At 60.8% G+C, this 12527-nt stretch carries 12 protein-coding genes and 1 tRNA gene; 6 read left to right on the plus strand and 7 right to left on the minus strand.

The genetic code is table 11. The annotated features are described in order from the left end of the window. Positions 1-21: 21 nt before the first annotated feature. The 4 genes from ACR3EL_RS18125 to ACR3EL_RS18140 all read right to left on the minus strand — a co-directional run bounded on the left by ACR3EL_RS18125 (position 22) and on the right by ACR3EL_RS18140 (position 3259). Positions 22-1191 (minus strand): ABC transporter substrate-binding protein, encoded by a 1170-nt coding sequence (locus tag ACR3EL_RS18125; RefSeq protein WP_170341980.1) that lies wholly within the window; start codon positions 1189-1191, stop codon positions 22-24. Further along, positions 1188-1772: an ANTAR domain-containing response regulator gene (locus ACR3EL_RS18130; RefSeq protein WP_170341425.1), complete on the minus strand. Its 585-nt coding sequence runs from the start codon at positions 1770-1772 to the stop codon at positions 1188-1190. The genes ACR3EL_RS18125 and ACR3EL_RS18130 overlap by 4 nt, the downstream gene beginning before the upstream one ends. A 192-nt stretch (positions 1773-1964) precedes the next feature. Further along, positions 1965-2041: transfer RNA gene (locus ACR3EL_RS18135), tRNA-Pro, on the minus strand. A gap of 105 nt (positions 2042-2146) precedes the next feature. Next, a complete protein-coding gene (locus ACR3EL_RS18140; RefSeq protein WP_170341473.1) occupies positions 2147-3259 on the minus strand; it encodes a THUMP domain-containing class I SAM-dependent RNA methyltransferase in 1113 nt (370 codons plus the stop codon). 298 nt (positions 3260-3557) lie between these two features. On the opposite strand from ACR3EL_RS18140, the gene ACR3EL_RS18145 reads away from it, so the two are divergent. The 6 genes from ACR3EL_RS18145 to nqrF are packed head-to-tail and all read left to right on the plus strand — an operon-like array spanning position 3558 to position 9417. Further along, on the plus strand, positions 3558-4901 hold the full coding sequence (locus tag ACR3EL_RS18145) for a Na(+)-translocating NADH-quinone reductase subunit A (RefSeq protein WP_480722513.1): 1344 nt from the start codon (positions 3558-3560) through the stop codon (positions 4899-4901). Between the two features lie 5 nt (positions 4902-4906). Beyond that, a complete protein-coding gene (locus tag ACR3EL_RS18150) occupies positions 4907-6115 on the plus strand; it encodes an NADH:ubiquinone reductase (Na(+)-transporting) subunit B (RefSeq protein ID WP_480722514.1) in 1209 nt (402 codons plus the stop codon). Continuing rightward, on the plus strand, positions 6108-6923 hold the full coding sequence (locus ACR3EL_RS18155; RefSeq protein ID WP_170341479.1) for a Na(+)-translocating NADH-quinone reductase subunit C: 816 nt from the start codon (positions 6108-6110) through the stop codon (positions 6921-6923). Before ACR3EL_RS18150 ends, ACR3EL_RS18155 begins: the two co-directional genes overlap by 8 nt. Further along, positions 6923-7576, plus strand: coding sequence for an NADH:ubiquinone reductase (Na(+)-transporting) subunit D (locus ACR3EL_RS18160; RefSeq protein WP_170341481.1), 654 nt, complete (start codon positions 6923-6925; stop codon positions 7574-7576). Before ACR3EL_RS18155 ends, ACR3EL_RS18160 begins: the two co-directional genes overlap by 1 nt. Then, the gene (gene nqrE, locus ACR3EL_RS18165; RefSeq protein ID WP_050603817.1) at positions 7576-8184 is read left to right on the plus strand and encodes an NADH:ubiquinone reductase (Na(+)-transporting) subunit E; all 609 of its coding nucleotides are present in this window, start codon (positions 7576-7578) and stop codon (positions 8182-8184) included. The genes ACR3EL_RS18160 and nqrE overlap by 1 nt, the downstream gene beginning before the upstream one ends. Positions 8185-8196: 12 nt before the next feature. Beyond that, on the plus strand, positions 8197-9417 hold the full coding sequence (gene nqrF / locus ACR3EL_RS18170; protein WP_170341483.1) for an NADH:ubiquinone reductase (Na(+)-transporting) subunit F: 1221 nt from the start codon (positions 8197-8199) through the stop codon (positions 9415-9417). Between the two features lie 205 nt (positions 9418-9622). On the opposite strand, the gene ACR3EL_RS18175 is transcribed toward nqrF, so the two are convergent. The 3 genes from ACR3EL_RS18175 to ACR3EL_RS18185 are packed head-to-tail and all read right to left on the minus strand — an operon-like array spanning position 9623 to position 12461. Beyond that, complete coding sequence (locus ACR3EL_RS18175; RefSeq protein WP_170341484.1) at positions 9623-10102, minus strand: polysaccharide biosynthesis protein; 480 nt, start codon at positions 10100-10102, stop codon at positions 9623-9625. Positions 10103-10141: 39 nt separating this feature from the next. Beyond that, a complete protein-coding gene (tviB, locus tag ACR3EL_RS18180) occupies positions 10142-11425 on the minus strand; it encodes a Vi polysaccharide biosynthesis UDP-N-acetylglucosamine C-6 dehydrogenase TviB (RefSeq protein WP_170341486.1) in 1284 nt (427 codons plus the stop codon). A 22-nt stretch (positions 11426-11447) separates the two neighbouring features. Next, positions 11448-12461, minus strand: a complete 1014-nt coding sequence (locus tag ACR3EL_RS18185) for a GDP-mannose 4,6-dehydratase (protein ID WP_170341487.1) — start codon at positions 12459-12461, stop codon at positions 11448-11450. Positions 12462-12527 lie beyond the last annotated feature (66 nt).

Below are 12527 nucleotides of genomic sequence, written 5' to 3' on the forward strand. Positions count from 1 at the left end.
GTGCAAAAAAATTAGGCGCACTTACTGGGAAGGCTCAAAAATCCGACTGTCGAAAAAGACATTTCGCGGCAACATCAGCTTTCCGCCCGGCCCGGCCATTAGCGTCGGGTCGTCGCCGGCACCCTCGGGCTTTTCAGATTCGATGGGCATGACAACACCGATTCCCTGCAGCTCGCGCCGATACAGGTCACTTTGGAACACATCGGCCGCCGTACGCTCGGCATTTGACGGATCAAGACCATATCTTCGCGCCATGTGATGCGCGATCCATTTGGCTTGACTGCGCCAAGGAAAGCCCGTTGCTCCTTCATGAAAAGTGACAAACCGGTCGACCTGACGCTGATCACCGCGCGCTGAAATCGCAAATTGACCGGTCAATGCCCGGTCGACCAGGTCCGCCGGAACATCCAGGTATAGCCTCTGCGCCAGCATCTCCGACGCCGTAGTCAGGCTATCGGGATTTGAAAGCCACCGGCCCGCCCGCCAGATCGCCCGCAGCAATGCGCCTGTCAGATGTGGTTCCGTCTGTGCCCAATCCGTTCGCACGGCCAGGACCTTTTCCGGGGCACAGGACCAGATCGCGTTTCCCGGCAGCAGGAGCGCACCCACCCGGTCATCGACGGAAAACGACCCCCAGGGCTCACCCACGCAGAAAGCATCGATCTCACCGGCGGCCAGGGCCTGGGCCATCAGCGGTGGGGGAACGGTGCGGATCTCAACCTGGGTCGAGGCGAGTTCCGTGCCGCTGACCCAATATCGCAGCAGTTCCACATGCATGGAAAACGGAAACGGAACCCCGAAGGTCAGCGTTCCACCGGCCGCTTTTGCCAATGCCGCTCCGGCCGCAGTGGCGTTGCTGAAATCGAAGGCATAGCCATTTTCGCGCAGCCGCGCCTCCAGTTGGCGGCCAACGCCGATCACGTTTCCATTGACCGACAGGACCGATACGGCCGAAAGGGGCGTGACGATCCCCCCAAGCCCCAGCGCCATGGCCACCGGGACAGGGGACAGCAGATGTGCCGCATCAACATGTCCGAAGGCCAGCATGTCCCGCAACGAGGACCAGGACGGGGCGGGGCGCAGGTCCAAGGAGATGCCCTCGGCCTGATCATATCCCATCTCGTGCGCCACGATCAGGGGGGCCGCATCGACCAACGGCATATAGGCCGCTCGGAGCGAGACCGCCCTCATGACAGCAGCCCCGAAGCGGTCACCAAAGCCTCGGCAACATCGGCCACCCGACGATTCTGATTCATGGCGGTTTTGCGCAGCAGGGCATATGCTTCATCTTCCTGAATGCCCTTTGCTTTCATCAACAGCCCTTTCGCGCGGTCGATCACCTTGCGCTCTTCCAATGCGCGTCGGGTTTCCGCCAACTCGGTCCGCATCTGGCGCAGTACTTGGAAACGGGCGATGGCGGTGTCGATGATGGGCTTGACCCTTTCGGGATGCAGACCGTCGACGACATAGGCCGAGACACCTGCTTCGACCGCAGCTTTGGACAGGCCGCCTGCAGCCCCGGATACGAACATGGCAACCGGCCGCTCCATCGGGCCGGAGGCGGTTGTCAGTTCTTCAAGCATGTCCCGAGATGGATTGTCGATGTCGATCAGAACGACATCGGGATTGTGGACAGCAATCTTGCGCGGCAATTCAGACACGCCATCGATCACGTGCGCCTCGACGCTCCCCGCCGCTTTCAGGGCCTCGAGGATCGCATCGGCGCGGTCCGGGTTCTGTTCGACTACAACAACGGTCAACGTTTGGTTCATAACATCGAACTGACCAAGCCGGCAGAGCGAGGCAATGCCACCCTCGGAGCGCTGCGCTCAATTCTCTGGAAAGCGCCTATCCAGATGGCAGATCGTGCGCAGATGCCGAATAATTGAGCACGTTGCTGCCCCGGACATATTTGGAGATACGACCAACCAACAAAAAAGGCGCCGCAGGGCGCCTTGTTTTATTGGTCGGAGTGAGAGGATTCGAACCTCCGACCCCTGCCTCCCGAAGACAGTGCTCTACCAGGCTGAGCTACACTCCGACCGTGGCGCGTGATCTATACCCAGTGGATTTGATGCGCAAGAGGGATTCTGTGTGCTTTTTGTCCGAACTGACTCTGCCGCTTGGACCCGCAGGAATTGGCCGGTCAGGGCAGGGCCTCGGTTTGATAGAGGCGGATCTTCGTGCCGCCATGATCGACGATCGGACCCGGAGGCAGCAACGGCAGGCGGGTGGCGCGCGCCAGGGACTGGTTGCTGGTGACGACCCCGACACGCCAGCCTGAAAACTTGGACAACATCACTTTGCCAAAGCTGCCATACAGCGACCGCAGGCGTTTTTCGTCGCCGATGCGTGCCCCATACGGTGGGTTGACGATTACCAGGCCCGGCCCGCCCATGGGCGGTTTCAGGTCAGCGACTGCGCGTTTTTGGAATCGCGTCCCGCCGTCCACCCCGGCGCGGCTGGCATTGGCCTGCGCGGCCGCAATCGCCCCGTCATTACGGTCCGAGCCATGGAACACGGTATCTGTCTGCGTCGCGACCCAGTCGGTGCGGAGTTCTGCCCAAGCCTTGGGGTCGAATCCGGCAAAGTCCTGAAAGGCAAAGGCTCTGTCGCGGCCGGGCGGCAGGCCCATCGCGATCTGCGCGGCTTCGATCACGAAAGTGCCCGAGCCGCACATCGGGTCCAGCACCGGCTCGGATCCGTCAAAGCCGCAATTGCGCAGAAACATCGCCGCCATCGTTTCGCGCATGGGGGCCTTGGCCACCGCTTCCTTGTGCCCGCGCTTGTGCAGCGCCTCTCCGGAACTGTCGAGGGAAAATGTGCAGATGTCTTTCTCGATTCGCAGCAGAACACGGACCGTCGCCTCGGACGAGATCGGGGCCCCCAACGTGTCAGAGATTGCGCCTTCAATCCGTTGCCGTGCTGCGCCGGCATGATAGATGCGGGATTTTCGGCTGGTGGCCTCAACCCGAACCGGGACGTCGGGTTTCAGAAAATCTCCCCACGGAAACTTTCGTGCCCGCTTGTCCAGCTGAGCCAGATGCACAGCCGGGAACGAACCCACCCGAACCAATACCTTGTTGGCACCGCGCAACTGGAGATTGGCACGCCAGACCTCGCGCAGGTTGCCACGAACCGTGACACCTCCGGGGGCGAGCCGGGCCTCTACGAATCCGGCCTCCTGCGCTTCGGCGAGGAGGGGAGCCTCCAGACCGGGTGTCGCGACCAGAAAAATCTCAAGATCGGTATTCTCCATTCCGGCTGCTTATATCAGCAGGGCCATCCGTGCGACACGAAATTTCCTACCAAGTTTTTGGTACTCCACCCGAGGTTTCGGTTAAAAATAGCTACACGGCACGCGATTTGGGCGGTAACAGGTTTGCGTTTGGCCGCTTCGCCGCGTAAAGGGGCCGTAATCAGAGAGACGCCCGCGGATTTCGGCCGGTCCTCGTCGTTTTTACGACGGGCTTTACGAAACTCCGCGCTATGCAGTGCCCAAAACAAAGGGCGCTGTATGACGGGCGCAAGAAAAAGGCTTGGAAGAACGTAGCGACATGCAAACTTTCAAACTGAAAAAGGGACTGGACCTTCCGATCGAGGGATCGCCTGAACAGGTCATTCAGCCAGGGCCAGCATATTCTTCGGTTGGCGTGCTGGGTGGAGACTATATCGGGCTCAAACCACGGATGCTGGTGCAGGAAGGGGACACTGTCCAGCGCGGCACGCCGCTGTTCTGCCACAAGGACGCGCCCGAGGCGATGATGGTGGCGCCGCTGACCGGCAAGGTCGTGGCCATCAACCGCGGCGCGCGGCGCGTGCTACAGAGCGTCGTGATCGAGGTTTCGGACCCCAACGACCCCGGTGTCGATTTCTCGGGCGTGGGCGATGCCGAGACCGCGCAGGGCCTCACCGCCAAGCTGTGCGCCGCCGGCCTGTGGACCGCGTTCCGCACGCGGCCCTATTCCAAGATGCCGCAGCCGGGCACCGCGCCCGCCGCGATTTTCGTCACCGCCATGGACAGCGAGCCGCTGGCCGCCGATGCCGCGCTGATCATCAATGACGCGAGCGAGGCCTTTGCCGCCGGTCTGGCCGCCGTGGCCAAGCTGACCGAAGGCAAGACCTATCTGTGCCAGAAGGATTGCGACACGATCCCCGGCGTCGATCTGCCGGGCGTCGAGGCCGCGGCTTTCAGCGGCCCCCATCCGGCGGGCCTGGCCGGGACGCATATCCACTTCCTCGAACCCGTGACCGCCGAGAAAACCGTCTGGACCATCGGCTATCAGGACGTGATCGCCATCGGGCGGCTGCTGCAGTCGGGGCATCTGGACCCGAACGTGGTGGTCGCTCTGACCGGTCCCGGCGCGCGTCAACCGCGTCTGGTCCGCACCGTCATGGGCGCCTCGACCGAGGATCTGACCCGTGACGAGATCAATGTTGATGGCGAAGCACGGGTCATTTCGGGTTCGGTCCTTTCGGGTCGTCACGCCACCGGGCCGTTCGCCTATCTGGGACGCTTCGCGCGCCAGATCTGCATCATCCGCGAGGATCACGACCAGATCCCGATGGGTTGGATCCGTCCGATGCCGTCGAAATACGCGGTGCAGCCGGTTCTGGGTTCGGCCTTTGCCAAAAAGCTGTTCGCCTTCACGTCAAACCTGAACGGCGGTCGCCGCGCCATGGTGCCCACCGGCACCTTCGAAGAGCTCATGCCGCAGGATTTCCTGCCGACGCAACTGTTGCGGGCGCTGTTGGTGATGGATACCGACACGGCGCAGGCCCTGGGCGCGCTGGAGCTTGACGAAGAAGATTTGGGCCTTGTGGGCTTTGCCTGTCCGGCCAAGTATGAATACGGGCTGGCGCTGCGCGACTGCCTGACCAAGATTGAAAAGGAGGGCTGATCCACATGGGTTTGCGCAGCTTCTTTGACCGGATCGAGCCGAACTTCACCAAGGGCGGCAAGTACGAGAAGTTTTTCCCCATCTACGAGATGGTGGAAAGCTTTATCTACACTCCGAAAACCGTAACATCCGTGGCGCCGCACGCGCGGTCCTACGTGGATATGAAACGGATCATGACCTATGTCGTGATCGCCACCATCCCCTGCATCCTGTGGGGCATGTACAATACCGGCTTCCAGGCCAACTCGGCCATCGTGACGCTGGGCCCGGAGTCGGCGACCGGGTGGCGCATCGCCATCCTGCAGGCCCTGGGCATTTCTCTGGATCCCTCCAGCATCTTTGCCAACGTGATGCACGGGCTAATGTATTTCCTGCCGATCTATATCGTGACACTGGTCGCGGGCGGCACCTTCGAGGTTATCTTTGCCACCGTGCGCGGGCATGAAGTGAACGAGGGCTTTCTCGTCACCTCGATGCTGTACACGCTGATCATGCCGGCCACCGCGCCGTTGTGGCAGGTGGCGCTGGGGATCATCTTTGGTGTGGTCATCGGCAAGGAAGTGTTCGGGGGCACCGGTAAGAACTTCCTCAACCCCGCGCTGGTGGGGCGCGCCTTCCTGTATTTCGCCTATCCCGCATCCATGTCGGGCGACGCGGTCTGGACCCCGGTCGACGGTTTTTCCGGCGCGACCGCGCTGGCCGTTTCAGCCGCCGACGGCTACCAGGCGCTGGCGGCCGAGGGCGTCACATGGTGGAACGCCTTCTTCGGCTCGATCCAGGGCAGCTTTGGTGAGACATCGACCCTGGCCTGCATGGTCGGGCTGGCCTTCCTGCTGATGACCAAGATTGCCAACTACCGCCTGATCGTGGGCTGTCTGGCAGGGACCATCGGCTTTACCCTGCTGCTGAACCTGATCGGATCGGACACCAACCCGATGTTCGCGATGCCGTGGTACTGGCACGTCGTGCTGGGCGGTTATGCGTTCGGTCTGGCCTTCATGGTGACCGAGCCGGTCTCGGCCAGCCACACCAACATGGGCCGCTATATCTATGGCGCGCTGATCGGGGTCATGGTCGTGATGATCCGGGTGGTGAACCCGGCCTTCCCCGAAGGCATGATGCTGGCCATCCTGTTCGGCAACGTCTTTGCGCCGCTGATCGACCATTTCGTCGTTCAGGCAAACATCAAACGGAGGGCGCGTCGCCATGTCTGATACGCAATCCCCTGAACCCAAAGGCGCCATCGCCCGGTTCCTGGCGGCCTCGCCGGACTCGGTTGGCAAGACAATTTTCATCGCGGTCGCCGTGTGCCTGGTTGCTTCGATGATCGTGTCGGCAGCGGCCGTCAGCCTGCGCCCGGTGCAAGAGGCCAACAAGCTCAAGGACAAGCAGATCAACGTTCTGCAGGTCGCGGGCGTTTATGAGCCGGGCATCGACGTGGCCGAGGCTTTTGCCGCTTTCGAACCGCATGTGCTGGAACTGGCGACGGGTGAGTTCGTCGACGACCAGTTCGACCCGGCCACGTTCGACGACATTGCCGCCGCCAGTGACCCCGAGTTGAGCGAGCCGCTTGCCGACGACCCTGCCGGCATCGGCCGCAAGGCGAAATACCGCGTGATCTACCTGCTGCGCGACGAAAACGGCGCGCTGGACAAGGTGATCCTACCGGTCCACGGCTATGGGCTGTGGTCTACGCTCTATGGCTTCATCGCGCTCGAAGCGAATGGCAACGACATCTTCGGGCTGCAATTCTATCAGCACGGGGAAACGCCGGGCCTGGGGGCCGAGGTGGACAACCCGCGTTGGAAAGCCCTCTGGAGCGGCAAGAAGCTGCGCGACGATACGGGTGATCTGCAGATCACGGTCGCCAAAACCATGCCCGCCGCAGGGCCTGACTTCTATATCGATGCGCTGGCCGGCGCGACCCTGACTACGGTCGGCGTCGACAACCTGGTGAAATTCTGGATGGGGGACGCGGGCTATGCTCCGTTCCTGGCCAAGCTGCAAGCAGGAGAGATCTGATGTCACAGACCAAGAAAGATCTGCTGGTCGACCCGCTTGTCGACAACAACCCGATCACGCTGCAGGTGTTGGGTATCTGCTCGGCGCTGGCGGTAACTTCGTCGCTGCAAGTGGCCTTCGTGATGTCGCTGGCCGTGATGTTCGTGACGGCGTTTTCGTCCTTCTTCATCTCATGCCTGCGCAACCAGATCCCCGGCTCGATCCGGATCATCGTGCAGATGGTCATCATCGCGTCGCTGGTGATCCTGGTCGACCAGATCCTCAAGGCCTATGCCTTCGAGATATCGAAAACGCTGTCGGTCTTCGTGGGCCTGATCATCACCAACTGCATCGTGATGGGCCGGGCCGAAGCCTTTGCCATGAAGAACCCGCCCGTGGCGTCCTTCATCGACGGCTTGGGCAACGGCATGGGTTATGGCCTGATCCTTATGCTGGTCGGCGTCATCCGCGAGCTGTTCGGCTCGGGCTCTCTGTTTGGGGTGACCATCCTGGAAACCGTGAACAACGGTGGCTGGTACGTCCCCAACGGCTTGCTGCTGCTGCCGCCGTCGGCCTTTTTCATCATCGGCCTGATCATCTGGGCCTTCCGTACGTGGAAGCCGAACCAGGTCGAGGAACGTGAATACAAGATCCAGCAGGTAGAGGCGCACTGATGGAAGGTCTCATCTCACTGGCCGTGAAGGCCATCTTCGTCGAAAACCTCGCGCTCAGTTTTTTCCTGGGCATGTGTACCTTCATCGCCGTGTCGAAAAAAATCTCGACGGCGCTGGGGCTTGGGATCTCGGTCATGGTCGTGCAGGCCATCACCGTTCCGGCCAACAACCTGTTGCTGAACTACCTGCTCAAGCCCGGTGCGCTGGCGTGGGCCGGGTTCCCGGATGTTGACCTGACCTTTCTCGGCCTGATTTCATATATCGGCGTGATCGCGGCGATGGTGCAGATCCTCGAGATGGTCTTGGACAAGTATTTCCCGCCGCTCTACAACGCGCTGGGGATCTTCCTGCCGCTGATCACGGTGAACTGCGCCATCCTGGGCGGCTCGCTGTTCATGGTCGAGCGCGACTACAACTTTGCCGAGGCCGCAACCTATGGCCTGTCCTCGGGCTTTGGTTGGGCGCTGGCGATCACCGCCATGGCTGGCGTGCGCGAAAAACTGAAATATTCCGACATTCCGGACGGGCTGCAGGGCCTCGGCATCACCTTCATCACCGCAGGTCTGATGGCGATGGCCTTCATGTCCTTCTCGGGCGTCAAACTGTAAAGGGGCAGGGGCATGGAAACTTTCTCGCTCGGCGTTGTCCTTTTCACCCTGATCGTTCTGGCCTTGGTCGCGCTGATCATGGCGGCCCGGTCTCGGCTGGTTTCATCGGGCAACGTCAACATCACCATCAACGGTGAGAAAACCATCTCGGTTCCTGCCGGCGGCAAGCTGCTGCAGACGCTGGCAGCCGAAAAGCTGTTCGTTCCGTCGGCCTGCGGCGGCGGCGGTACCTGCGCGCAATGCCGGGTGCGTGTACTGGAGGGCGGCGGGTCGATCCTGCCGACCGAAGAAAGCCACATCACCAAGCGCGAGGCCACTTGTGGAGACCGCCTGTCGTGCCAGGTGGCCGTCAAGCAGGACATGAAGATCGAAGTTCCCGAAGAGGTCTTTGGCGTCAAGAAATGGGAATGCACCGTCCGGTCGAACGACAACGTGGCGACCTTCATCAAGGAACTGGTGCTGGAACTTCCCGAGGGCGAGGATGTGAATTTCCGCGCTGGCGGATACATCCAGATCGCCGCCCCGGCGCACAAGGTCGACTACAGCGATTTCGACGTCGCCGAGGAATACCGTGAGGATTGGGACAAGTTCAATCTGTGGCAGTACAAATCCACGGTTACCGAACCGATCGAGCGGGCCTATTCGATGGCCAACTACCCCAACGAAAAAGGCATCATCATGCTCAACGTGCGGATCGCCTCGCCCCCGCCGGGGTCCGAAGGCATTCCGCCCGGGCAGATGTCGTCCTACATCTTCAACCTGAAGCCGGGTGACAAAGTCACGATCTCGGGTCCGTTTGGGGAATTCTTCGCACGCGAGACCGACAAAGAGATGGTGTTCGTTGGTGGCGGCGCGGGCATGGCCCCGATGCGCAGCCACATCTTCGACCAGCTCAAGCGTCTGAACACCAAACGCAAGATCACTTTCTGGTACGGTGCCCGGTCACGCCGCGAGATGTTCTATGTTGAAGATTTCGACCAGCTGGCAGCCGAGAACGAAAACTTCGAGTGGCACGTTGCTTTGTCCGACCCGCAACCGGGCGACGATTGGGATGGCTACACAGGGTTCATCCACAACGTGCTGTTCGAGGAATACCTCAAGAACCACCCGGCGCCCGAAGACTGCGAATTCTACATGTGCGGTCCGCCGATCATGAACCAGTCGGTCATCAACATGCTACTGGATCTGGGTGTTGATCGCGAAGACATCATGCTGGACGACTTTGGTGGCTAAGAAAAAACCGGCGCAATCTTGCGCCGGTTTCATTTTGTAACATCAAGACCCAGAGCGCTGCGTATTGCCGTCGGTGGGTCAACGCGGTTGTCCCGCATGTAGCGTGCTACCAACGCCAACGTCCGGTCGACTCGACGACGATACCAAAGACCCTGCAGCCGGTGAAACCGCCGCCCTTGACGGCTGTCCAAAAATCCCAGCCAGATCACGTATCGCAACAGGAAATAGGCCCAGGCCCTGAGCCCACCGGACGACAACGTGCTGCATTCCCCATCGCAATCAGCGCGCTGAGCGCGCCGTTCAACAACGAATACGGCAACACGGAAAGAACTAGCAGCGCAGTGGTGGCGGCGCCAGTCAGCGCTGACACAAAAGCAAGGACGCATAGCACCGCGGAACACGCACCGGCGGCCTGCAGGTACTTTTTGCAGACGCAGCTTCGATAGGCCGCCAACGCCCGCCGCTGCTCGGCCAGTGCGTACAATCGTGTTATGGCTTGGTTCAGACCACCGAAACCGGCCACCTGCCCAAAGCTGAAGACCGTCAAGGCCAAAGCCAAGTGCGCATAAACCGACGGCTCCAACAGGCCGGTCTGCACCCGGACCAGCGCCAGCCCGCCGGTCAGAAGGCTGAAATGGCCGGCGGCAACCCACAGGGCCTCGGACCTTGCGGACAGAGGTTTCACAGTCAGAGAGTGTCTCTCATGTCAGTGTGCTGGCGCGGGTCAGAGCCTCAGATCACTGGCGCTGCGCGGCAGGCAGGATTTGACGTCGAACAGGACATTCCGGGCCTTTCCGAACGCTCGGATTTCGGCCGGATCCATCGCAAGATATGCGTCATGGGCAACCGCAAGGACGATACCGTCATAGGTGCCGGGCTTGGGGTGCTCCAGCAGGTCGATCCCATATTCGTCACGTGCGGCTTGCGGGTCGGCATGGGGATCGTGCACGTCTACGATCACGCCGTAGCTCTGCAACTCGTGAACGATGTCCACGACCCGGGTGTTTCGCAGATCAGGGCAGTTTTCCTTGAAGGTCAGCCCCATGACCAGGACCCGGGCGTCCGTCATCTCGATCCGCTCGCGGATCATCCGCTTGACCAACTGGGCCACGACATATGCGCCCATTCCATCATTCAGGCGCCGCCCTGCCAGAATGACCTGGGGATGATGGCCAACGGCCTCGGCCTTGTGGGTCAGGTAGTAGGGGTCGACCCCGATGCAATGCCCACCGACAAGGCCGGGGCGGAAGGGCAGGAAATTCCATTTGGTGCCCGCCGCGCGCAGCACGGCATCGGTGTCGATGCCGAGGCGGCCAAAGATCATGGCGAGTTCGTTCACCAAGGCGATATTCAGATCGCGCTGTGTGTTCTCGATCACCTTCGCAGCCTCGGCCACGCGGATGCTTTCGGCCTTGTGCGTTCCCGCCCTGATGATCCGCGCATAGAGCGCGTCCACCAGATCGGCGGCCTTAGGCGTCGATCCGGACGTCACCTTGCAGATATCGGCGATGCGATGCGCCTTGTCGCCGGGATTGATCCTCTCAGGACTGTACCCGGCAAAGAAATCCACGTTGAAACGCAAGCCGGATTCCCGCTCGAGGATCGGGACGCAGTCTTCCTCGGTCGCGCCGGGGTAGACGGTTGATTCATAGATGACCAGATCACCAGGCTTCAACACCCGTCCAACCGTTTCAGAGGCGCGCATCAATGGTGCGAGGTCTGGCTGTTTTTGTGCTGTGATCGGTGTCGGCACCGTCACGATATACGTGTCACAGCCCGTCAGATCGGCGGGGTCGGTGGTAAATCTTAACCCCCCGGCGGCGGACAGCTCGTCTTCGCTGACCTCATGCGTGGCGTCCTTGCCTTGGCGCAACGCGTCGATGCGCGTGGGATTGATGTCAAAGCCCAGAACCGGTCCAATCTTTCCAAAGGCAGCGGCCAGCGGCAGGCCGACATAGCCCAGACCGATCACGGCGATCCGACGGGAATTGGGGTTCGTTTCAAGCATACGTCAGGTCCGGGTCACTAGATCATTTGCCGTGGTATTCGCGGAACCATTCGACGAACTGAGCGATTCCATCCTTGAAATCGGTCTGCGGACGATACCCGGTCAGGCGTTGGAGCAGGTCGGTATTGGCCCAAGTCGCCGGAACATCACCCATCTGCATGGGCATGTAATTCCGGATCGCCTTCTTGCCCACGGCTTCCTCGATTGCTTCGACGAAATCCATCAGACGCACCTTGTCACCATTCCCGATGTTGACCACACGATAAGGCGCGACCGGCGATAGGCTGTCACCCTCCTCGATATCCTCGGGGCTGTCCGGACGGACGGGGACCGCATCGATCAACAACCGGATTCCGCGCACCAGGTCGTTCACATTGGTGAAGTCGCGATACATTTCGCCGTGATTGTAAATGTCGATCGGGCGCCCATCCAGAATTGCATCGACAAACTTGTACAGAGCCAGGTCCGGACGGCCCCAGGTGCCGTATACGGTGAAGAACCGGAACATGGTCGTGGGCAGATCCCAGAGATGGGCATAGGAATGGCCCATCGCTTCGTTCGCCTTCTTGGTGGCAGAATAGATCGTCAATTGGGTGTCGGCCTTTTCCACCTCGGTAAAGGGCATGTCTTCGTTTGCCCCGTAAACCGAAGAGGTAGAGGCCATGAGCAGGTGCCCGACCTTGTGCTGACGGGCCACCTCCATCACGTTGAACGTACCCACAACGTTTGAATCGATATAGCTGCGCGGGTGTTCAAGGCTGTAACGCACACCCGCCTGAGCGGCGAGGTGAACGATAACCTCGGGCTGGAATTCGTCTGCAACCTGCATGAGGCGTTCGTGGTTTTCCAACAGATCCTCGGTTGCCGAGAAGCCGGGCGTCTGCAACAGCATCTGATGGCGGCGCTGTTTGAGAGTGACGTCGTAGTAATCCGTCATCCCGTCATAGCCATGGACCTGAAACCCTTCGGACAACAGCAGCTTGGCCAGGTGGAACCCGATGAAGCCCGCAGTGCCCGTAATCAATACCCGTTGCATAAAACCCTCGAACGCAAATCAACAATCCCGACCATCAGGGACCCTTTCGACCCGCCAAGGTCAAGG

The sequence above is a fragment of the Ruegeria sp. BJ3 genome, assembly GCF_056535665.1.

Excerpts from the sequence above, each read along its gene's own strand:
- ACR3EL_RS18160 (WP_170341481.1), top strand. The coding sequence starts at position 6,923 with ATGTCACAGACCAAGAAAGATCTGCTGGTCGACCCGCTTGTCGACAAC.
- tviB (WP_170341486.1), bottom strand. The coding sequence starts at position 11,425 with ATGCTTGAAACGAACCCCAATTCCCGTCGGATCGCCGTGATCGGTCTG.
- ACR3EL_RS18125 (WP_170341980.1), bottom strand. The coding sequence starts at position 1,191 with ATGAGGGCGGTCTCGCTCCGAGCGGCCTATATGCCGTTGGTCGATGCG.
- nqrF (WP_170341483.1), top strand. The coding sequence starts at position 8,197 with ATGGAAACTTTCTCGCTCGGCGTTGTCCTTTTCACCCTGATCGTTCTG.
- ACR3EL_RS18130 (WP_170341425.1), bottom strand. The coding sequence starts at position 1,772 with ATGAACCAAACGTTGACCGTTGTTGTAGTCGAACAGAACCCGGACCGC.
- ACR3EL_RS18145 (WP_480722513.1), top strand. The coding sequence starts at position 3,558 with ATGCAAACTTTCAAACTGAAAAAGGGACTGGACCTTCCGATCGAGGGA.
- nqrE (WP_050603817.1), top strand. The coding sequence starts at position 7,576 with ATGGAAGGTCTCATCTCACTGGCCGTGAAGGCCATCTTCGTCGAAAAC.
- ACR3EL_RS18155 (WP_170341479.1), top strand. The coding sequence starts at position 6,108 with ATGTCTGATACGCAATCCCCTGAACCCAAAGGCGCCATCGCCCGGTTC.
- ACR3EL_RS18185 (WP_170341487.1), bottom strand. The coding sequence starts at position 12,461 with ATGCAACGGGTATTGATTACGGGCACTGCGGGCTTCATCGGGTTCCAC.
- ACR3EL_RS18140 (WP_170341473.1), bottom strand. The coding sequence starts at position 3,259 with ATGGAGAATACCGATCTTGAGATTTTTCTGGTCGCGACACCCGGTCTG.
- ACR3EL_RS18150 (WP_480722514.1), top strand. The coding sequence starts at position 4,907 with ATGGGTTTGCGCAGCTTCTTTGACCGGATCGAGCCGAACTTCACCAAG.